Origin of the sequence: Pelagibacterium montanilacus (assembly GCF_003992665.1) — a bacterium.
Taxonomy (GTDB): Bacteria; Pseudomonadota; Alphaproteobacteria; order Rhizobiales; family Devosiaceae; genus Pelagibacterium; species Pelagibacterium montanilacus.
On the sequence record NZ_RZMX01000014.1, the window covers coordinates 222,594 to 241,715 of the forward strand.

Below are 19,122 nucleotides of genomic sequence, written 5' to 3' on the forward strand. Positions count from 1 at the left end.
CCGGCCGCCGATGACGACCGTCTCGGAATGGCGCGGAACATAGATGCTCGTTCCGTAGTGTCAACCCAATTCACTCACAATCCGGCGGGCGCTTCGAGCTCTCCGGCGGGTGTTTCGGGCGCCGGCGCCGAGCCAGCGGTTTGCACGGCCGCTGGCATGGGCTGGGGGGCGATGGCCGGGTCCTCGGCCGGCACGGCATCCTCTGAGTCAAAGAGCGCGCGCAGCCTGACCGCGACGGTGCGCCCGGCCGGGGCCGGGGCTGCGGTTTCCCCGGTGGATGCCGTGATTGCGCCGTGGTCGATGTCGGCGTCCGGCGGCAGGGCTTCGAGGAGGATTGGGACGCTGCGCTCGACCGCGGAGACGCGGCGCACGAGATCGCGGCGGCCATCGTCCATGAAGTCGAACCGGGTGGCGAGAGCGCGGTAGTCGCGGGCGAGGCGGGCGTTTTCGGCCTGGAGGTCGGCGAGTCGGTTGCGCATCTGGCTCAGGCTCATGCCCGAATGGCTGGTGGCGTGCAGGCCGGACACCACGCCCTCGGGAATGAGGCGCGAGACATTGGTGCTCAGCAGCGCCAGGGCGCCGCAGACAAGCGCGATGATGCCCCAGAGGACAATCTGGTGGCGCTCTGCCGAAAGGCTCATGGTTCGTCCCCCGATATTTCCGACCCAGCCGAATCGCTTCATCGAGTATAGGGCCTTCGGGCGAAGTCCTGCGAGGGGCAGTATGCGGAAGCTGGCCGGTGCGTGTGTCCCCGCGTTATCGCTTCCAAAACACCTTGGTGCCATAAAGCTGGGCCAGAGGCTGGTAACTGATCGGACGGAGGTCGAACGATGGCGAAGGTGCTGACCGTCATCCTGGCAGCGGGTGAAGGCACCCGCATGAAGTCATCGCTGCCCAAGGTGCTCCATCCCGTCGGCGGGATGCCGATTGCAGGGCATGTGCTTCGCGCCGCGCGGGCGGGGGGATCCGAGCGGATCGCCATGGTGACGGGGCCCGGGCATCAGCGCGTGCGCGATGCGATGGCCGCGATCGATCCCGACGTGAAGTTTTTCGAGCAGACCGAGCGCCGGGGCACCGGTCACGCCGCGCAGATGGCGCGGGAGGCGTTCGAGAGCTGGGACGGATATGTGGCCGTGGTCTATGCGGACCATCCGCTGCTCGAGGGGCGGCATTTCTCTTCGGTGATCGCGCGGCTCGATGCCGGTTTCGATGCCGCGGTTCTCGGCTTTGAGGCTGCCGACCCCACGGGATACGGGCGGCTGGTCGTCGAGGGCGAACGGCTGCTGGCGATCCGCGAGCATAAGGATGCGAGCGATGCCGAGCGTGCGATCCGGCTCTGCAATGCCTGCATCCTCGTGATGCGGGCCGGGCTGTTCAGAAGCCTCGTCGACCGGATCGAGGATTCCAACGCGCAGTCCGAATACTATCTGACCGACCTGGTGGGCCTTGCCCATGGGGACGGGCATAAGGTCGGGTATGCGCTGGCTGACGAAAACGAGGTGATGGGGGTCAATGACCGGGTCCAGCTTTCGCGGGCCGAGCACCTCTTCCAGCAGCGCATGCGCGAGGCGGCGATGCGTGGGGGCGTTACGCTGCACGATCCTTCGACCACCTATTTCTCTTACGACACCAAAATCGCCCCGGACGTGACGATCGAGCCGGGGGTGGTCTTTGGCGTGGGCGTTACCGTCCAGACGGGTGCGGTGATCCATGCCTATTGCCACATCGAGGGCGCGAGCGTGGGCGAGGGGGCCAGTGTCGGCCCGTTCGCGCGGCTGCGGCCCGAGGCCGTACTCGATGCGGGGGCCAAGGTGGGCAATTTCGTCGAGATCAAGAAGGCCCATGTCGGGGCCGATGCCAAGGTCAGTCATCTGAGCTATATCGGGGACGCGGACATCGGCGATAACGTCAATGTCGGCGCCGGCACGATCACCTGCAATTACGATGGCTTCAACAAGGCGCGAACCGTGGTGGGCAAGGGCGCGTTCATCGGGTCCAACAGTTCGCTCGTGGCGCCGGTCGAGATTGGCGAGGGCGCCTATATCGCGTCAGGATCGGTGATCACCGACGCGGTCGAGGCGGACGCGCTCGGGATCGGTCGGGCGCGGCAGACAAACAAGCCGGGCTATGGCGCCAGCCTCCGCTCACGCTTTTCGGCCATCAAAGCGGCCAAATCGAAATAGAAGGACAGCGACCTCATGTGCGGAATCGTAGGCATCATCGGCACCGAGCCCGTATCCGAGCGGCTCGTGGACGCGCTTCGGCGGCTCGAATACCGGGGATATGACAGCGCGGGCATTGCGGCTCTGGCGGGCGGAACGCTAGATCGTCGCAGGGCCGAGGGCAAGCTGCACAACCTCGCGCAGCGGCTCACCGAACAGCCGCTGGCAGGCAATATCGGGATCGGTCACACCCGTTGGGCGACCCATGGCGGGGCGACCGAGATCAATGCCCATCCGCACCTGACCGAGAAGGTGGCGGTGGTCCATAACGGGATCATCGAGAACTTCCGCGAAATGCTCGAGGAGCTGGAGCGAGACGGCTACGTCCCCCAGAGCCAGACCGATACCGAGGCGGTGGTGCTCTGGGTTTCGCGCGAGCTCGACCGCGGCGCCAGCCCACGCGATGCGGTGGCGGCGACGCTGCCCCGGCTGCGCGGCACGTTCGGCCTCGCGTTCCTGTTCCGCGACGACGAGAAGCTGCTGATCGTGGCGCGGCAGGGCTCGCCACTGGCGATCGGGCACGGACAGTCCGAAATGTACGTGGGGTCGGACGCCTATGCCCTGGCTCCGTTCACCAACCGGATCACCTATCTCGAGGAGGGCGACTGGGCCGTCATCGAGCCCGGGTCGGTGCGGATCATGGATTTCGCCGGCAACCCGGTAGAGCGGCGCCAGCAGATTTCGGCTGCGTCAGCGGTGATGGCCGACAAGGGCAATCACCGGCATTTCATGGCCAAGGAAATCTATGAGCAGCCTGAAACCGTCTCGCACACGCTGGCCCATTACATCGACATCGCCAACGAGAAGGTGGCGCTGCGCGAGGAGCTGCCATTCGAATTCGCCAAGCTTTCGCGGCTGACGATTACGGCGTGCGGCACCGCATCGTATGCGGGGCTGGTGGCGAAATACTGGTTCGAGCGCTATGCGCGGCTGCCCGTGGACGTGGATGTGGCGTCCGAGTTCCGCTACCGCGAGCCCCCGCTGTCCGAGGATGGGCTGACACTTGTGATCTCCCAGTCGGGCGAGACCGCCGACACGCTGGCGGCCCTGCGCTACGCTGCGGGGCAGGGCCAGCACATCGCCGCGCTGGTCAACGTCAAGGAATCCACGATCGCCCGGGAGGCCCATGTGGTTTTCCCGACGCTCTGCGGCCCGGAGATCGGCGTCGCCTCGACCAAGGCGTTCACGGCGCAACTGACGGCGCTTGCCGGGCTCGTGGTGGCGGCTGCCGTCGCGCGCGAGACCATCTCGGCCTCTGAGGCCCATGCGCTGGTCCGGGCGCTTATCGAATTGCCGAGCGCGATTTCCGAGGCGCTGCGCCACGAGGCGACGATGAGCGAGATCGCGCGCGATCTCTCGCGTGCGCAGGACGTGCTTTACCTGGGGCGCGGGCAGATGTTCCCCATGGCTCTGGAAGGCGCGCTCAAGCTCAAGGAAATCTCCTATATTCATGCCGAAGGCTATGCAGCGGGCGAGCTCAAGCACGGTCCGATCGCGCTGGTGAACGAGGAGATGCCGGTGGTGGTGGTGGCGCCTTCGGACGATCTGATGGAAAAGACCATTTCCAACATGCACGAAGTGGCGGCGCGCGGCGGTAAGATCATCCTGATTACCGACAGCGCAGGGATCGAGGCCGCCGGAGAGGGCATGCACGGTGTCATCGAGATGCCCCGGGTGCATCCGTTCGTTGCCCCCATCCTCTCGGCAATCCCGATCCAGCTTCTGGCCTATCATACGGCCGTGTTCATGGGCACGGATGTGGACCAGCCGCGCAATCTTGCTAAATCCGTCACGGTGGAATGATACAGTTCTGACGCAATGGTCCTTGATTGGTCGCGTTTGCTGCAAACGCCCAGAGTCGTTGAGCTCCAGAGACGTCGTTAGCGGAGGTGCACTTGAAGGACGAGAACTCATCCGAAAGCCCGATGGACGTCCTGATGCCAGGCGGCAAGCCGTCCATCTGGCGGCGGTTGGTCAATTATTTCCTCGCCGGTCTGGTCCTCGCCGGTCCGATCGCGATCACGCTGTATCTGGCGTGGGCGGTGATCGGATGGGTCGACGGCGTCGTGGTGCCCTTGCTGCCCCGCCAGCTCCACCCCGCCGAATATTTGCCATTCCCGCTACCGGGTCTGGGGCTGGTGGTCGCCATCGTCGCGATCACCGTGATGGGCTTCTTTGCCGCCAATTTCGTGGGCAGGCGGCTGTTCCACTTCGGCGAGCGCGTGGTCGCGCGGGTTCCGGTGATCTCGACGGTCTACAATGCGCTCAAGCAGATCTTCGACACGCTGATCACCCAGCGCGGCACGAGCTTCAAGAAGGTCGGGCTGATCGAATATCCGCGCAAGGGCGTCTGGGCCGTGGTTCTGATCGCCTCGGAAGCGCGCGGGGAAATCGCGCACCGCATGCCGGGCCCGGACTATATGGGGGTTTTCATGCCGACCACCCCCAACCCCACGACGGGGTTCCTGATGTTCCTGCCCCGGGACGAGGTGACGATCCTCGACATGACGATCGAGGACGGCTTCAAGCTGATCATTTCGGCGGGGCTCGTTGCGCCGGCCTATTACCCCTCAGCGCCGACGCAGGACCCCGATAGCCATGTGCAAGGGCCGGACGAGACGACCGTCACCCGGCCTTGAGCAGCGGGATCGCGAGATCCTTGCGGAACAGGTAGAGCAGGGCGCGCACAGCCTCGCCCTGCGGGCCTTCTAGCCCGGGATTGCGATCGAGGATCGCACGGGCGTCTTCATGGGCGAATTCGAGCAGGTGCCGATGCACGTCCGGCACCGCGATGCGATAGCCCGGCATGCCCGATTGCCGTGTGCCGAGCACGTCGCCATGGCCACGCAATTCCATGTCCTTTTCGGCGATCTCGAAGCCGTCATCGGTCGTCCTGATGGCCTCGAGGCGCGCTTTGGCGGTTTCTCCCAGCGGCTCGGTGTGCAGCAGCAGGCAGGCGGAGCGGGCGCTTCCGCGCCCCACACGGCCGCGAAGCTGATGGAGTTGAGCCAGACCGAACCGCTCGGCGTGCTCGATGATGATGATTGTGGCGTTGGGCACGTCGACCCCGACCTCGATGACAGTGGTGGCCACCAGGATCTGGGCCTCCCCGGACTGGAAGCGGGCCATGGCGCGCTGCTTTTCGGCCTGGCTCATCCGCCCATGGACGAGTTCGACCACGCCGGGGAACACCTTTTGCAACTCGGCGAACCGGTCCTGTGCAGCGACGACGTCGATGGTCTCGCTTTCCTCCACCAGAGGGCAGACCCAATAGGCCTGGGCGCCTTCGGCAAGTCGGGAGCGCAGGCGCTCGACCACACGGTCATAGTGCGAGATGGGCAGTACCGCGGTGTCGATAGGTTGGCGGCCGGCGGGCTTTTCCCTCAGGACCGAGACGTCCATGTCGCCGAAATGGGTGAGCACGAGGGTGCGTGGAATGGGGGTCGCAGTCATCACAAGCAGGTCTGTGCCCCGGCCCTTGTCCGAGAGCGCGAGGCGCTGGTGGACGCCGAAGCGATGCTGTTCGTCCACGACGGTGAGGCCGAGCTGGTGAAACCGCACATCGCCCTGAAAGAGGGCATGGGTGCCCACCGCGATCTGCACCGAACCGCTCTCGAGGCCATCGAGCGCGGCGCGGCGCTCGGAGGCGCGCATCTTGCCGGTCAGCAGCACGATCGAGAGGCCGGCCTTTTCGCACAGGGGCTCGAGCGTGCGGAAGTGCTGGGCGGCAAGCAGCTCGGTGGGGGCCATGAGCGCCGATTGCGCGCCGGTCTCGGCCATGGCGGCCATGGCCATCAACGCAACCATGGTCTTGCCCGAGCCCACGTCCCCCTGCAGGAGGCGCGCCATGCGGTCGGGGCTTTCGAGATCGGCCATGACCTCGGCGATCGCCTCGATCTGGCCGGCGGTAAGCGCGAAGGGCAGGGCCTCCTTGACGCGTTCGGTCAGCTGGCCGTTGAAGCGGCGGGCTATTCCCCTCGTGCGCTTCATGGTCGAGCGCACGATGCCGAGGGCAAGCTGGCCGGCCAGATACTCATCATAGGCCAGCCGCATGCGGGCCGGGGAGACGATGTCGCCCTGGCTGGGCCTTTCTGGGGCATGGACGGCGCGCAGCGCTTCGGCGAAGCCGGGCCAGCCCAGCATGTCCTTGCGGAACGAGGCGATCCATTCGGGCATGATGGGGATGGCATCGAGCGCCTGGGCGATCACCTTGCGCAGCACCTTGGAGGAGAGGCCATGGGTCAAGGGATAGACGGGTTCGACAAACGGCAGGGTGTCGAGCTTGTCTTCGGCCACGATGTAGTCGGGGTGCGTCATCTGCCGGGATTTGCCGAAGAACCCGATCTCGCCGGAGACGAACCGGACTTCGCCGACGGGCAGGGAGCGCTCCACCCAGCCGCCGCGCGCGCCGAAGAACGTCAGGCTGATCTCTCCGGTCTCGTCATGGGCGAGGACGCGCAGGGGCGCCCGCGCATTGCCCCGCGGGGGGACGATGTGCTCGTCGATGTGGAGCCGTAGCGTGGCGATGGAGCCCACGGGCGCGTAGGCGACGCCGTGCTGCTGGCGCCGGTCGATGACGCCCGAGGGCATGTGCATGAGCACATCGAGCATGATCGCCTGCTGGCCCTCGGGCGCGCCGAAGAACCGGGCGAGCAGCGCGCCGAGCTGGTCTCCCACGCCCTTGATCGCGCTGACAGACCGAAAGAGCGGAGTTAACGACTCTGGACGCGGCACGGTACTCTCGGACGATGGTGATTCTGGGTGATGCTGGAGGCCATTATTCCTCATTCGGGCCAGCGTGTCACAAAGGCTGACAAATGCCCGGGCACCGCTTATGTAGTGCGCCGACACGAGAGACGATGACCATGGCCGAACACGACGACCTCGAGACCAGACGCCGCAGGATGCTGTATCGCTCCACGCACCGGGGAACCCAGGAGCTCGACATTCTTGTCGGGGAGTATGTCAGGGACCGTCTCGCGGACCTCGACCATGCGGCGCTCGACCGGATCGAGGGGCTGCTGGACGAAGAGGAAACCGAGCTTCAGGCCTGGCTTATGGGGCAGGACGTGCCGCCGGCCGGCGTGGATGCGGAATTGATCGCCGAGATCCGGGCGGCCCGGATCGGGAAGGTGACGCCGTGACGGAGACGGCGCACGAGACCAGGCCGGGACCCGATCGCATCCTCGCCAATCTGCCTGACGGGCTGCAGCCGGCCATGCTCGCGCGCATGGTCGAGCGCCGGCTGGCCGAAGCGCCCGATGCGGCGGCGTCGATCGTCTTTGTCGCGCGCGACGGGCGGCGGCTTTTGCGCATGGCCGACATCCTCGAGGCGATGATGCCGGGCCATCCGGTGCTCTCGATCCCGGCGTGGGATTGCCTGCCCTATGACCGGGTGTCGCCGAACGCGATCACGCTGGCCTCGCGCATGAGTGCGCTCAGCCGGCTGGCGCACGGCACGGCGCCGGGCGCGATCGTGCTCACGGCGGTCAATGCGCTGGTCCAGAAGGTCCCGCCCCGCGCGGCAGTGGCGTCAATGACCTTCAGTGCGTCGGCGGGGGGCATGGTCGACAGCGACAAGCTGATCGGCTGGGCGTCCCACAACGGATATCTGCGCGTGCCCACGGTGCGTGAGACTGGCGAATTCGCCGTGCGTGGCGGGCTGATCGACCTTTATCCGGCGGGTCGGGAAGCGCCGCTGCGGTTTGACTTCTTCGGGCGCCAGCTCGAGACGATCCGGAGCTTTGATTCCGAGACCCAGCGGACCAAGGGCAACCTCGATCGCATAACGCTCGTGCCGATGAGCGAGGCGATGCTGACCGAGGAGACGATCCGCCGGTTCCGCCGCAACTACACGACAACGTTCGGCGGAGATACAGCCGACGATCCGCTCTACGGCGCCATCAGCTCGGGGCAGCGGTTCGCGGGCATGGAGCACTGGCTGCCGTTCTTTTACGAGCACATGGAAACGCTCGAGGATTTTACCGGCGACGCGCCGTTCTTCGTTGACGAGCAAGCCGAGGTGGCCTTCGGCGAGCGGCAGGTGCAGATTTCGGACTATTTCGACGCGCGCAAGCAGGCGCGCGGCAATCCGGCAATGTCGGCGGGGGCACCCTACAAGCCAATTGCGCCCGAACTGCTCTATCGCGTGGAGGGCGGGCTGCACGAATCGCTGGCCGGACAAGAGACGGTCGCGCTGTCGCCGTTCATGCCCGCCGAGGCGGGCGTGCCGGTCGTCGATTGCGGGGGGCGGATGGCGCCCACATTCGCAGCCGAGCGCAACGCCGCCGATACCAATCTGTTCGAGGCCGTCATTGATCGGATCAAGGTCGAGGCCAAGGGCGGACGCAAGACGGTCATCACCTGCTGGAGCGAGGGCACCCGGGACCGCATGGAGCAGGTGCTCCGTGACCATGGTCTGAAAGCCGTGCGCAAGCTGGAGTCCTGGCAGGCCGTGTCCAGCCTGAAGGTCGGGCAGCTCGGGCTGGTCGTGCTGCCGCTGGAATCGGGGTATTTCACCGATTCCGAGGCGGTCTTTTCCGAGCAGGACATTCTGGGCGAGCGCATCATCCGCTCGACGCGCCGCCGGAAGGCCTCCGATGCGCTGACCGAGGCCACCAGCCTTTCGGCAGGGGATCTGGTGGTGCATGTGGACCACGGGATCGGCCGTTTCGTCGGGCTCAAGGCCATCGATGTGGCCGGTGCGCCCCATGACTGCGTCGAGATCGAATACGCGCGGGGGGACAAGCTCTACCTGCCCGTCGAGAACATCGAGCTGCTTTCCCGCTATGGCGCGGAGGGATCGGGGGAGCTCGATCGGCTGGGTGGCGTGGCATGGCAGGCCAAGAAGTCCAAACTCAAGCAGCGCATCCGCGAGATGGCCGATCAGCTGATCAAGATCGCGGCGGCGCGGCAGATGGCGACTTCCGAGCCCGTCGTCGTGCAGACCGGGCTGTACGACGAATTCTGCGCGCGCTTTCCCTATGAGGAAACCGAGGACCAGCTCACCACGATCGACGCCGTGTTCGACGATCTCAGCTCCGGCCGGGTCATGGACAGGCTGGTCTGCGGCGATGTGGGGTTCGGCAAGACCGAAGTGGCCCTGCGCGCCGCATTCGTGATGGCCATGAGCGGGCGGCAGGTCGCGGTCGTCGTGCCCACAACGCTGCTCTCTCGCCAGCATTTCAAGACGTTCTCCGAGCGCTTTGCGGGCCTGCCGGTCAATGTGCGGCAGGCGTCGCGCCTCGTGCCGTCCGGCGAGATGAAGGCCATGCGCGAGGGACTCAAGGACGGCAATGTGGACATCGTCGTAGGCACCCACGCGCTTCTGGCCAAGTCGATCGGGTTCCGGGACCTGGGCCTGCTGATCGTGGACGAGGAGCAGCATTTCGGCGTGGTGCACAAGGAGCGCCTCAAGGAGCTGCGCAACAACGTGCACGTGCTGACCCTTTCGGCCACACCCATACCGCGCACGCTCCAGCTTGCCCTGACCGGGGTGCGCGATCTCTCGCTTCTGGCCACCCCACCCGTCGACCGGCTGGCGATTCGCACCTTCGTGTCGCCCTTCGATCCGCTGGCGGTTCGCGAAGCGCTGCTGCGGGAGAAATACCGGGGCGGGCAGGCGTTTTATGTGTGCCCGCGGATTTCCGATCAGGCCGACATCGCCCGGTTCCTGCGCGAACAGGTCCCCGAGGTCAGCTTCGTCGTGGCCAACGGACAGATGGCGCCGGCCCAGCTCGACGACACCATGAATGCCTTCTACGATGGCAAGTTCGACGTGCTGGTGGCCACGACCATCGTCGAAAGCGGGCTGGACGTGCCAACCGCCAACACGTTGATCGTGCATCGGGCCGACAAGTTCGGACTGGCCCAGCTCTACCAGATCCGGGGCCGGATCGGCCGGGCCAAGACCCGGGCTTACGCGATCTTCACCGTTCCGGCAGACCGCAAGCTCAACGATCAGGCGCAGCGCCGTCTTCAGGTGCTCCAGTCGCTCGAGTCGCTGGGGGCGGGCTTCGAGCTGGCCAGCCACGACCTCGACATCCGCGGGGCTGGAAATCTTCTCGGCGACGAACAGTCGGGCCATATCCGTGAAGTCGGGTTCGAGCTCTACCAGTCCATGCTCGAGGAGGCCGTGGCCTCGTTGCGGAGCGGGGAGACCGAGGATCAGCAGGACGGCCAGTGGTCGCCCCAGATCTCGCTTGGCATGGCCGTGATGATCCCGGAAGGCTATGTGCCCGACCTGCAGGTGCGAATGCAGCTTTACCGCCGGCTGGGCGATCTCAGCAATGCCCGGGAGATCGATGCGTTCGGCGCTGAGTTGATCGACCGGTTCGGGCCGCTGCCCGATGAGGTGGAAGGCCTGCTCAAGGTGGTGCTGGTCAAGGCGATGTGCCGTACGGCCAATGTCGAGAAGGTCGAGGCCGGGCCAAAGGGTGCGCTCATTACGCTGCGCAAGGGCGAGTTCCCCAATCCTGCCGGATTGGTCCGGCATATCGGTGACCCGGCGCAGGCCGCAAAGCTGCGCCCGGATCAGAAGATCATGTTTGCACGCCACTGGTCGACACCCGAGCACAGGCTCAAAGGGAGCGCGGCCATCCTGTCCCGCCTTGCCGGACTGGCTGAGGCGGCTCAGGGGTGAAGCAGATAAGCAACAGCGGGTCGCGGAAGCGGTTTGATTGACGAGGGTGTCATGTTATTGCCCGAATTCGCGGCTCTTGAAAGCGATCAGACACTGTTTACGGTGGACCCGATTCCGCCGAGCCACATATAGGGACATTCATGACATTCAACAGAGCACTCCTTGCCGCCACGGCTGTCCTGGGCATCGCAATGACCCCCGGCGCACTCGTTGCACAGCAGGCTGTCGGCACAGTGGAACGGCAGGCAAGCGCTGAAGTCCAGAGCGCCCGCGCTGCGGAAGACAACTGGCTCAAGGTTTGTGACGAACTCGATGACGGCCGCCAGGCCTGCATCATGCGCCAGGTGATCACCACCGGCGGCGTGTTCAACGGCTCGTTCATGCTGCGCGACGATCCCAGCCAGGAAAGTCGCCTGCTCGCCGTCGCCGCGGTTCCGCTCGGCATGCTGTTGCCCTTCGGGCTGACCTGGCAGATCGACGGCGGCAAGCCGGTTCGCGTGCCTTACATGGTCTGCGACCCCCAGTCCTGCGCTGCCCAGCTCGTGGTCAACGAGGCCTACATCCAGTCACTCAAGCGCGGCGGTCAGCTGACCCTGACGGCCAAGAACCGGCGCAACGAGGACGTCACCATCGACGTCACGCTGCAGGGGTTCACCTCCGTTTATGATAACGAAGACGCCATGACGGTTCAGGAGCTCAACGCCGCCCAGGCCCCCGCTTCTGCTATCGACGCGGCTGTTGAGGACTACGCCAATACGCTGCGCCAGCGGATGGGCTCGGAAGGTGGCGAGGCCGCGGAAGGTGAGGCACCTGCCGCACCGGCTGAAGCCGAAGCGCAGCCGGCCGAGTAATCGCACCGGCGCGATATTTGACTTTCCAAACGGGCCCCTCGGGGCCCGTTTTTTCGTTCAGCCGCGCCCCAGGCCAAAGGCGATGGCCTGGCGGCGAAGGGCGGGCAGGGCGTTGAGCGCCCACAACCCTGCCGAGCGCAGGCCCTGACCGGCGGGCCCGCCCGCGACCAGTGACCCGAAGAGCGAATCCACAAACTGGCCTGTCCGCGCCAAATCTCCGGCGCGCATGCGGGCATAAGACCGGGCGACCGGTTCCCCCCAGGCGTAGGCGCCGGTATTGGCGAGCCGCAGCGCCGCGACCAGATCGCCGACATCGCGCAGGCCGAGGTTGAGGCCCTGGGCGCCTATGGGAGGAAATCCGTGGGCTGCCTCGCCGACCAGAACGCCTGAATTGCGCCCGGCAGTACGGACCCTGATCGAGGAAAGCGGGTAGACGAACGAGCCCGATTTCACCGTGACCGTGCCGAAAAGGTTCTGGCTGCGCTCCGCGATGGCGGCGACCAGATCCTCGGGCGTGCGCCGTGAAGCGTCCAGAATTTCCGGCCTGTCGATCCAGACGAGATTGGCGCGGTTGTCCCCGGCCGGAACGAGGGTGAAGGGCCCCTCGGGGTAATGGAATTCGACGGAGGTCGCGCCCAGGGGCCGCGCCAGTTCGAGATCGCAGACCAGTGCGGACTGGCGGTGCGCCCGTTCGGAATGGGCGATCCCCAGGCTATCGCGGACCCTGGAGCCCCGCCCATCGGCGCCGACCAGCAGCCCCGCCGTCTGGCGTTCGCCGTCGGCGGTTTCGAGGTGCCAGACCCCATCCCCACGGCGCGCGGACTGCAGCAGGGTGCGCGACGAGGCGAGGGTATCGATGCCCGCCGCCACCGAATCGAAGGTCTCGGCCAGCCGCGCATTGGCGAAATTCCAGCCGAAGCGCTCCAGCCCGGCTTCCGATGCCTCAAAGAGCGTTTCGGGTGCGCGGGGGAACCGGCCTGTGGCATCTATTATGCGTATGGCCTTGAGCGGCACGCCCAAATCCTCCGGGCGATCGACCAGCCCGTGGGTGACAAGAAGGTCGATGCTCGGCCCCATGAGGGCCGATGTGCGCCAATCCTCCGGCCCGTCCGGAGCGATATGGAGGGTTCCAAGGCCCAGCCGGGCGATGGCGATCGCCGCGACGCGTCCCACCAGTCCTCCGCCGACGACCGCGACCTGGGTGTGCCTGTCCATTTCGATCTCCTTGATGTGGCCGCTTGGTCGATGATGCGCCATGGGTCGCCCCAAGAGCAATGGCCGCCTTGTCGCATGGGGTCCGGCCATTCCAATGGCCGGGTTGTTGAAGCCCATCAAGCCGTGCAACAGTCCGCCTGATTTGAGCCGACGGCGTCCGGGTGTGTCCGGCGCGGCGGTACCTGACGGACTAATTGCAGGGAAATGCGTTCCATATGAAGGCGATAGCAGTTGAAGATTTCGGCGGCCCGGAGGTGCTTGTTGAGGTGGAGCGGGAGATCGGCGAGCCGGGCTCTGGCGAGTTGCTGATCCGGCACGGGGCGATCGGGGTCAACTTCATCGACGTGTACCACCGCACCGGGCTCTATCCCAACCCTCTTCCGCTGATTCCGGGTTCGGAAGGGGCGGGGGAAGTGATCGCCGTAGGCCCGGGCGTGGCCGGCTTCAAGGCCGGGGACCGCGTCGCCTATCAGGGGGCGATGGGCGCCTATGCCGAGGAGCGCATTCTGCCCGCATCGCGCGCGGTGCAGATACCGGACAGCATGGATTACGAGACCGCCGCGGGCATGATGCTCAAGGGTCTGACGGCATACTACCTGTTGTTCCTGACCTGGCCGGTGGCTTCGGGCCAGACGATTCTCTTTCACGCGGCGGCGGGGGGAATGGGCCTGATCGCCTGCCAGTGGGCGCGCAGCCTCGGCGCGCGGGTGATCGGCACGGCGGGGTCGCCCGAAAAGGTGGACCTGGCACTCGCCAATGGCTGCCACGAGGTCATCAACTACAGCGAGACCGATTTTGCCCCCGTGGTGCGGGAGTTGACCGGGGGCAAGGGCGTCGACGTGGTCTATGATGGGGTGGGGCGGGCGACCTTCGAGGGATCGCTGGACTGCCTGCGGCCCATGGGGATGATGGTCTCTTATGGCAATGCCACCGGCCCGGTGTCGATCCCGGACCTCGGGGTGCTCTCGCGCAAGGGATCGCTGTTTCTCACCCGGCCGACGGGCGCCCATTATTTCGCGGAACGCCCCGCGCTGCTGGCGGGCTCCAGGGCCCTGTTCGCCGCGATCGAATCGGGCGCGATCAAGCCCCATATCGGGCAGCGGTTCGCGCTCTCGGAGGCCGCTGAGGCACATCGGGCGCTCGAGGGGCGCCAGACCACAGGCTCGACGATCCTCATCCCTTGATTGCACGGGATATGCGGCAAGACCCCCGAGAGGCCTGCGGGCGCATTTCAAGGACGGGGAGCGCTTATGCTCCAAACCGACCAGCTCAGGCGCCGCTGACCCCGTGATCGCCGTTCTGCTTGGGAAAGACCGCATGAAATGTGGTGCCGCGTTCGGCGGTCGATTCCACGGAAAGCGTTCCCCCGTGTGCAACGGTTATCTTGCGCGCGATGAAGAGGCCCAAACCCAGATGGGTGGTGCCGGCGCGATCCGATCCGGCGTGCCTGCCGCGCGTCAGCGAATCGAAGATCGTCTTCTGCTTGTCGAGGGGGATCGGGTCTCCCTGATTGTGTACCGATACCACGACCTGATCGCCCTGATCCGCGATCGTCACGGTGACCACGCCGTCGCGCGGGCTGTAATCGAGTGCATTGCCGATCAGGTTTGAGAACACCTGCCCGACCTTGGGTCCATCCCAGGTGCCCCGGGTGTCGCCCGTGACGGTGATTTCGATTCGCGACCCGCCAGAGATCGTGCGCATCTCCTCAACCAACTGGCTGCCGAGCGCGCCCATGTCCCCACTCGCCGGCACCAGCGGCAATTCGGAGTTGAAAGCGGAACGCGTGACTTCGAGCAGATCGTCGAGAATGGACGTCGCGCGTCCCATCGCCATGGCGATATGCTCGGAGATCATCTTTCCCTGATCGTTGGCCATGGCTCCGGAGATGATCATGCGGGCGCCCATCTGAGCGGCCATGATCGGGTTTCGCAGATCGTGCCCCAGAACGCCCAGGAACAGGTCGCGCGACTGTTCGACCTTGCTGGTGTATTCGGCAACCGATTCCGCCAAGGCCTGATCGACAGCTTCGTTGAAACGCGTGATGTCCTCAAGGTCGGTGGGGTGGCGTTCCTGCTCGGCATGGGTCCACAGCTTGACAACGCTGGCCCGCAGCGCCCTGTACTCGGAGACCACCTGATCGATATCGAACCCATCAGCCAGCCGGAGCGCCGCATGGATTTCCGCCGCGCTGCGCATGAATTCGCTGCTGTCATCGTCTAGTCCGCGAGACTTGCGAACCTGCTCGGTTTTCGACTGTGGCGTTTCCAGATCGTCGGCAATGAACGCGAGAAGCTCGACGACATGGTCCTTGAGGGCGAGCTTCGACATGTCATCGGCGGCCGGAGTGCGGGTCTGGGCGAAGGTCACCCAGTCCGCAACGATCGGCTCGCTGTTCTCGCGGATGAAATCGGCCAGCCTTCCCCGTCTTTTCGGGGATGTCGCAGCGCTTGAATCGGTCATTTTCGATCGCTCTTGAAAGGAGGTGCGCTGTGGAACAACAATGAAATTCGGTTGTGTGTTGGTGCGTCTCGCCGCTCTGGTGCTGCCCGAACCATAGTAAGAAAAGTGGCGCCCGACCAGTGCCGCTGCGCCCAACCCGGCCAGTTTGGATGGCGATATGGTTGTCGGCGGTTGGCAGAGATAAGCTCAAGACCCGAGACCGGCCGCCACGCAGCACGATTCGGGGACGGCATGCCCGCCCGAATTCTCATTGCGGCCTTCACCAGCACTTCGAGGAAACGCCTGACATGGAAATCCGTCCCGCCCAGCCATCCGACACCGACGCGATATGGTCGATCCTTGCGCCCGTGGTCGCGGCCGGGGAGAGCTATGCGCTCGACCCGACGATGGGACGGGACGAGGCGCTTGCCTACTGGATGGCGGCGGACAAGGAGACGTTCGTTGCCGAGGACGAGGGCGCCGTCGTCGGGACGTACTACATGCGGCCCAACCAGGCCGGCGGCGGGCGGCATGTGTGCAATTGCGGGTACATGACCGCAGCCGCCGCGACGGGCAGGGGCATCGCGCGCGCCATGTGCGCGCACTCGCTGGACCACGCCCGGGCGCGGGGCTATCGCGCCATGCAGTTCAACTTCGTGGTGAGCACCAACACCCGGGCTGTCGCCCTCTGGGAGCGGATGGGCTTTGCAACCGTCGGCCGCTTGCCCCTCGCCTTTCACCATCCGACGCAGGGCTATGTGGACGCGCTGGTGATGTTTCGGGCGCTGTGAGGCGACGAGGGTGGGGGCGTGGCGAACGGCTGATGTGGGGTGGAGAGGGGACGGGCGGCAATCCGATTGAAAGTATTCGATTGCTGCCATTCCGCCGCGCCCTCAGGCGCCGCGATGGCCCTGCCTTGAATGTGAATAACTTGCTGACCGTACTGGTCCACGGGACTTGCCAAGCAACCTCGAAATGGTAGCTTCAGGAGGGAGGACATAATGGTTATCAGGAATATTTTGCTTTGTTCGCTCGTAGTCAATCGAGCCAACGACCGTCACGGCGAGCTTGAGAACGAAACAGCTGCTATTGCGTGGCTCTTCAAAGAGCGCGAACAGCATATGCGCAATCTTGCAAAGGATATTGTAGATCGACGAGAGATTTACGAGCTTCCCTTGGTGAGTCCAGAGAACGATAATTTCTTAGTCTTCGATGGCAACAGGCGCATCACATGCCTAAAGCTCATCGAAGATCCTCGTCGTGCACCTACGGTTGAGCTTCAGGAGTTCTTTCGCGAGCAACGTGGCCGATGGGGTAAAGGCTTTCCCGAAAGCGTTCAGTGCCAGGTCGAAGCTGATCGGGACAGAATAGACGAGATACTCTTCCGTCGGCATACAGGGTCCCAAAACGGGGTAGGCCAAAGCACCTGGGACGACCGGATGAAGGCCACGTTCGTGGCCCGCACCGGAAAGGGAAGCGGCCCCAGCGTCGCGGACGAAATCGAGCAGCGGCTGGCAAGCGCAAACCTTTTGCCGTCCCATAGGAAGCTGCCGCGATCGACGCTCAATCGCCTTTTGTCAGCTGAGCCGTTCAGAAATCGGGTTGGCATCAGCATGAAGGCTGGGCGGTTCGAGTTCACCCATGACGAAACAACGACCCTTGGGGCCCTAGCCAGGATTGCAAGTGATCTCGCGAGCCGCGAGGTCGTTCTTGGTCATCTTTGGGACGTCGATGGCAAGGAAGCCTATCTCAACAGGCTCGATAGCGAAGGTGTCCTTCCAGGTCCCAGCCACGCCCTTGCAACTGGTGGCAATCAGAAAGATACGCCGAAGCAGCCCAAGACCAAACCCACTGCCAAGGCCGTTCCCACCATACGATCGACCCTCATTCCCCCTAAGGATTTCGGTTTGAGTTGGCCGGGCCGTCTCCAGCGACACCATCAGATCTGGGAAGAGCTGCAGTTTCATCTGAACCTCAAGAAGCACCCGAACGCAGTTTCGGTTCTCCTACGTGTCCTGCTTGAACTTGCCTTGGATAATTACATCAAGGCGGCAACCGTGCCGGTCCATGAGAACGACAAGCTTGCCATGAGACTCGAAAAGGTCGGCCAACATTTGCTGGCTGCGGGCCAGATCAACAGCAAGCAGATGGATGTGATCCGAAAATTCAAGCAGGGCGACAAGCTCGTTTCGGCAGACACTCTAAACCGCTACGTGCACTCACCCAATTTCGCTCCGTCTCCGGAACATCTCTCATCTATGTGGGACAGCTTGGCGGACGTAATCGTGCTCTGTCTGAAAACCTAGCGCCGCCGCTTTTGATTACCGGATACATGTCTTTGAAACTTTGGAAGCGAAAGCTTTTGTCTAGACTGCTCTACGAGGAATTCGGCCATTCCCTCGCCATTGAACCAATAAATGAAATCCACGGAGTTTCTGTCCGGGCTGTCATCGCTAAACGCCGTGAAACCCTCCAACAGCAAATCAAGGGCGTCGTCGTCGCCGGTAAAATCGAACCATTCTCCTGAGTACCAGTATCGCGCAAAACCGGTATGTAGACACCTTTCATGGTGCGACATTCCCCAGAACGGCTTTTGACCGATAAGTGACATGTCTGGTAGCCAGGTCTTCGCCGCATTGAGCCGGTTGTGACCCCGCTTCGACTTTCCAATTTTGTACTTGCCGTGGTTCTCGACGATGTAGATGTAGCCGGGATCCACCCGCTTGATCTGCCACACGGGCATTACGGTACCGGCATGTTTAAATATCATAAGGCCGCTCCCCTACGGGCGAATGGCCCGGCCCTGAATTTTGGCGAGAAGCGACCGTTAAACTCTGGATGAAGGGCGTCATAAAGTCCGTTCATCTGACGCACGACCTTTCTCATGACTGTGTTGAACTCGCGTTGAAGTTCAACTAGGCCCTCCCGGAAAAGTCGTTCGACGGGCAGCGGCCGGCCGTTGGGCCCCACCGCTCCATTAAAGCGGTGCTCGAAGAGACTGGCAACACGAAACACTTGGTCATCCGAGCTGAAACCGCGTTCAAGGCCATGATGAAAACGACGGTTTCGCTCGCGACGCAAGTCGCCCTGATCGTCGATCATGGCCGCCAGACGAGCCAGGATTTCCGGCGGAACCGACTTCTTTTTCAGATTTTGTGCAGTGCAGTTCTCATATGCGAGTCCGCATTCGAAAACTTCGCTGACCAGGATCATGGCGCAATCAACCAGCGAAATGTAGCGCGCGAGGAATACGTCCGCACATACCGTTAGCCATTCGTAACGTGAAACCGGAAACTGCTTGAAATCGTCAGGCATGCTTGATGGCCACAGCATTCCGCCGACCATGTTCAGGGACTCTACGCGCTTAGTCAGCATCGATAGAGCATGATTCACGTCGTGGGCATATTTGCAGTCGTCGTGCTTCGACAGCTCGTCGTAGGAGTCGAAATAGAGCCCGACTATGGAAAGCTCATAGATGCGGCCAACAAAATCGTGGTCGTCGGAGGGAAGTATGTACTGTTTGAGGAATCTGGTCGTCATCTAGCAATTGTAGCTCATACATCCGCTCTTGGCAGGGCATACTGCATCCACCTGATGAATGGCGCCTCGTCTCATCGAGGCGGGAGCATTCGGCAGCGCAGAGGGCGAAATATCGCCATTGACATGACGCCATTCGCGCCCTCCGCAGCTCAAAGGCAGCTGCTGGAAAATCGCAAAGCCTATTGAATGGCCGCAATGGGGTCGCAAGCTG

General features: G+C 64.0%; 15 protein-coding genes. 9 read left to right on the forward strand and 6 right to left on the reverse strand.

Features of this window, described 5'->3' with window-relative positions; all coding sequences use genetic code 11:
- Positions 1–74 precede the first annotated feature (74 nt).
- A complete protein-coding gene (locus EO136_RS06000) occupies positions 75–641 on the reverse strand; it encodes a hypothetical protein (RefSeq protein ID WP_127143552.1) in 567 nt (188 codons plus the stop codon).
- Between the two features lie 189 nt (positions 642–830).
- On the opposite strand from EO136_RS06000, the gene glmU reads away from it, so the two are divergent.
- From glmU to EO136_RS06015, 3 genes are all read left to right on the forward strand, one after another.
- The gene (gene glmU, locus EO136_RS06005) at positions 831–2,183 is read left to right on the forward strand and encodes a bifunctional UDP-N-acetylglucosamine diphosphorylase/glucosamine-1-phosphate N-acetyltransferase GlmU (protein WP_127143553.1); all 1,353 of its coding nucleotides are present in this window, start codon (positions 831–833) and stop codon (positions 2,181–2,183) included.
- Positions 2,184–2,198: 15 nt separating this feature from the next.
- On the forward strand, positions 2,199–4,025 hold the full coding sequence (glmS, locus tag EO136_RS06010; protein ID WP_127143554.1) for a glutamine--fructose-6-phosphate transaminase (isomerizing): 1,827 nt from the start codon (positions 2,199–2,201) through the stop codon (positions 4,023–4,025).
- 92 nt (positions 4,026–4,117) lie between these two features.
- Positions 4,118–4,861, forward strand: coding sequence for a DUF502 domain-containing protein (locus EO136_RS06015; protein ID WP_425466589.1), 744 nt, complete (start codon positions 4,118–4,120; stop codon positions 4,859–4,861).
- On the opposite strand, the gene recG is transcribed toward EO136_RS06015, so the two are convergent.
- Positions 4,848–7,010, reverse strand: coding sequence for an ATP-dependent DNA helicase RecG (recG, locus tag EO136_RS06020; protein ID WP_127143555.1), 2,163 nt, complete (start codon positions 7,008–7,010; stop codon positions 4,848–4,850). The genes EO136_RS06015 and recG overlap by 14 nt on opposite strands.
- A gap of 71 nt (positions 7,011–7,081) precedes the next feature.
- Here recG and EO136_RS06025 point away from each other — a divergent pair, with 71 nt between their 5' ends.
- The 3 genes from EO136_RS06025 (at position 7,082) to EO136_RS06035 (ending at position 11,714) form a co-directional block, all read left to right on the forward strand.
- Positions 7,082–7,366, forward strand: coding sequence for an FAD assembly factor SdhE (locus EO136_RS06025; protein ID WP_246018269.1), 285 nt, complete (start codon positions 7,082–7,084; stop codon positions 7,364–7,366).
- A complete protein-coding gene (gene mfd, locus EO136_RS06030) occupies positions 7,363–10,863 on the forward strand; it encodes a transcription-repair coupling factor (protein WP_246018270.1) in 3,501 nt (1,166 codons plus the stop codon). Before EO136_RS06025 ends, mfd begins: the two co-directional genes overlap by 4 nt.
- Before the next feature lie 140 nt (positions 10,864–11,003).
- Positions 11,004–11,714 carry an invasion associated locus B family protein gene (locus tag EO136_RS06035; protein WP_127143556.1) on the forward strand — a complete coding sequence of 237 codons (711 nt, stop codon included), beginning with the start codon at positions 11,004–11,006 and terminating at the stop codon, positions 11,712–11,714.
- 57 nt (positions 11,715–11,771) lie between these two features.
- Here the strand turns inward: EO136_RS06035 and EO136_RS06040 are convergent, their stop codons facing one another.
- Positions 11,772–12,929 (reverse strand): FAD-dependent monooxygenase, encoded by a 1,158-nt coding sequence (locus EO136_RS06040; RefSeq protein WP_164730463.1) that lies wholly within the window; start codon positions 12,927–12,929, stop codon positions 11,772–11,774.
- 215 nt (positions 12,930–13,144) lie between these two features.
- On the opposite strand from EO136_RS06040, the gene EO136_RS06045 reads away from it, so the two are divergent.
- On the forward strand, positions 13,145–14,113 hold the full coding sequence (locus EO136_RS06045; protein ID WP_127143558.1) for a quinone oxidoreductase family protein: 969 nt from the start codon (positions 13,145–13,147) through the stop codon (positions 14,111–14,113).
- Between the two features lie 85 nt (positions 14,114–14,198).
- Here EO136_RS06045 and EO136_RS06050 read toward each other — a convergent pair whose 3' ends face one another.
- Positions 14,199–15,392 (reverse strand): sensor histidine kinase, encoded by a 1,194-nt coding sequence (locus EO136_RS06050; protein WP_127143559.1) that lies wholly within the window; start codon positions 15,390–15,392, stop codon positions 14,199–14,201.
- Positions 15,393–15,679: 287 nt separating this feature from the next.
- Here EO136_RS06050 and EO136_RS06055 point away from each other — a divergent pair, with 287 nt between their 5' ends.
- Both EO136_RS06055 and EO136_RS06060 read left to right on the forward strand, forming a co-directional pair.
- Positions 15,680–16,162, forward strand: a complete 483-nt coding sequence (locus EO136_RS06055) for a GNAT family N-acetyltransferase (protein ID WP_127143560.1) — start codon at positions 15,680–15,682, stop codon at positions 16,160–16,162.
- A gap of 210 nt (positions 16,163–16,372) precedes the next feature.
- Positions 16,373–17,677 (forward strand): hypothetical protein, encoded by a 1,305-nt coding sequence (locus EO136_RS06060; protein WP_127143561.1) that lies wholly within the window; start codon positions 16,373–16,375, stop codon positions 17,675–17,677.
- Here the strand turns inward: EO136_RS06060 and EO136_RS06065 are convergent.
- Positions 17,674–18,141, reverse strand: coding sequence for a GIY-YIG nuclease family protein (locus EO136_RS06065; protein WP_127143562.1), 468 nt, complete (start codon positions 18,139–18,141; stop codon positions 17,674–17,676). The genes EO136_RS06060 and EO136_RS06065 overlap by 4 nt on opposite strands.
- Complete coding sequence (locus EO136_RS06070; RefSeq protein ID WP_127143563.1) at positions 18,138–18,911, reverse strand: hypothetical protein; 774 nt, start codon at positions 18,909–18,911, stop codon at positions 18,138–18,140. The genes EO136_RS06065 and EO136_RS06070 overlap by 4 nt, the downstream gene beginning before the upstream one ends.
- Between the last annotated feature and the right edge of the window lie 211 nt (positions 18,912–19,122).

What these genes read in the sequence shown, in the direction of transcription:
- EO136_RS06000 (WP_127143552.1), bottom strand. Translation starts at nt 641, where the DNA reads ATGAGCCTTTCGGCAGAGCGCCACCAGATTGTCCTCTGGGGCATCATC.
- glmU (WP_127143553.1), top strand. Translation starts at nt 831, where the DNA reads ATGGCGAAGGTGCTGACCGTCATCCTGGCAGCGGGTGAAGGCACCCGC.
- glmS (WP_127143554.1), top strand. Translation starts at nt 2,199, where the DNA reads ATGTGCGGAATCGTAGGCATCATCGGCACCGAGCCCGTATCCGAGCGG.
- recG (WP_127143555.1), bottom strand. Translation starts at nt 7,010, where the DNA reads ATGAGGAATAATGGCCTCCAGCATCACCCAGAATCACCATCGTCCGAG.
- EO136_RS06025 (WP_246018269.1), top strand. Translation starts at nt 7,082, where the DNA reads ATGACCATGGCCGAACACGACGACCTCGAGACCAGACGCCGCAGGATG.
- EO136_RS06035 (WP_127143556.1), top strand. Translation starts at nt 11,004, where the DNA reads ATGACATTCAACAGAGCACTCCTTGCCGCCACGGCTGTCCTGGGCATC.
- EO136_RS06040 (WP_164730463.1), bottom strand. Translation starts at nt 12,929, where the DNA reads ATGGACAGGCACACCCAGGTCGCGGTCGTCGGCGGAGGACTGGTGGGA.
- EO136_RS06045 (WP_127143558.1), top strand. Translation starts at nt 13,145, where the DNA reads ATGAAGGCGATAGCAGTTGAAGATTTCGGCGGCCCGGAGGTGCTTGTT.
- EO136_RS06050 (WP_127143559.1), bottom strand. Translation starts at nt 15,392, where the DNA reads ATGACCGATTCAAGCGCTGCGACATCCCCGAAAAGACGGGGAAGGCTG.
- EO136_RS06055 (WP_127143560.1), top strand. Translation starts at nt 15,680, where the DNA reads ATGGAAATCCGTCCCGCCCAGCCATCCGACACCGACGCGATATGGTCG.
- EO136_RS06060 (WP_127143561.1), top strand. Translation starts at nt 16,373, where the DNA reads ATGGTTATCAGGAATATTTTGCTTTGTTCGCTCGTAGTCAATCGAGCC.
- EO136_RS06065 (WP_127143562.1), bottom strand. Translation starts at nt 18,141, where the DNA reads ATGATATTTAAACATGCCGGTACCGTAATGCCCGTGTGGCAGATCAAG.
- EO136_RS06070 (WP_127143563.1), bottom strand. Translation starts at nt 18,911, where the DNA reads ATGACGACCAGATTCCTCAAACAGTACATACTTCCCTCCGACGACCAC.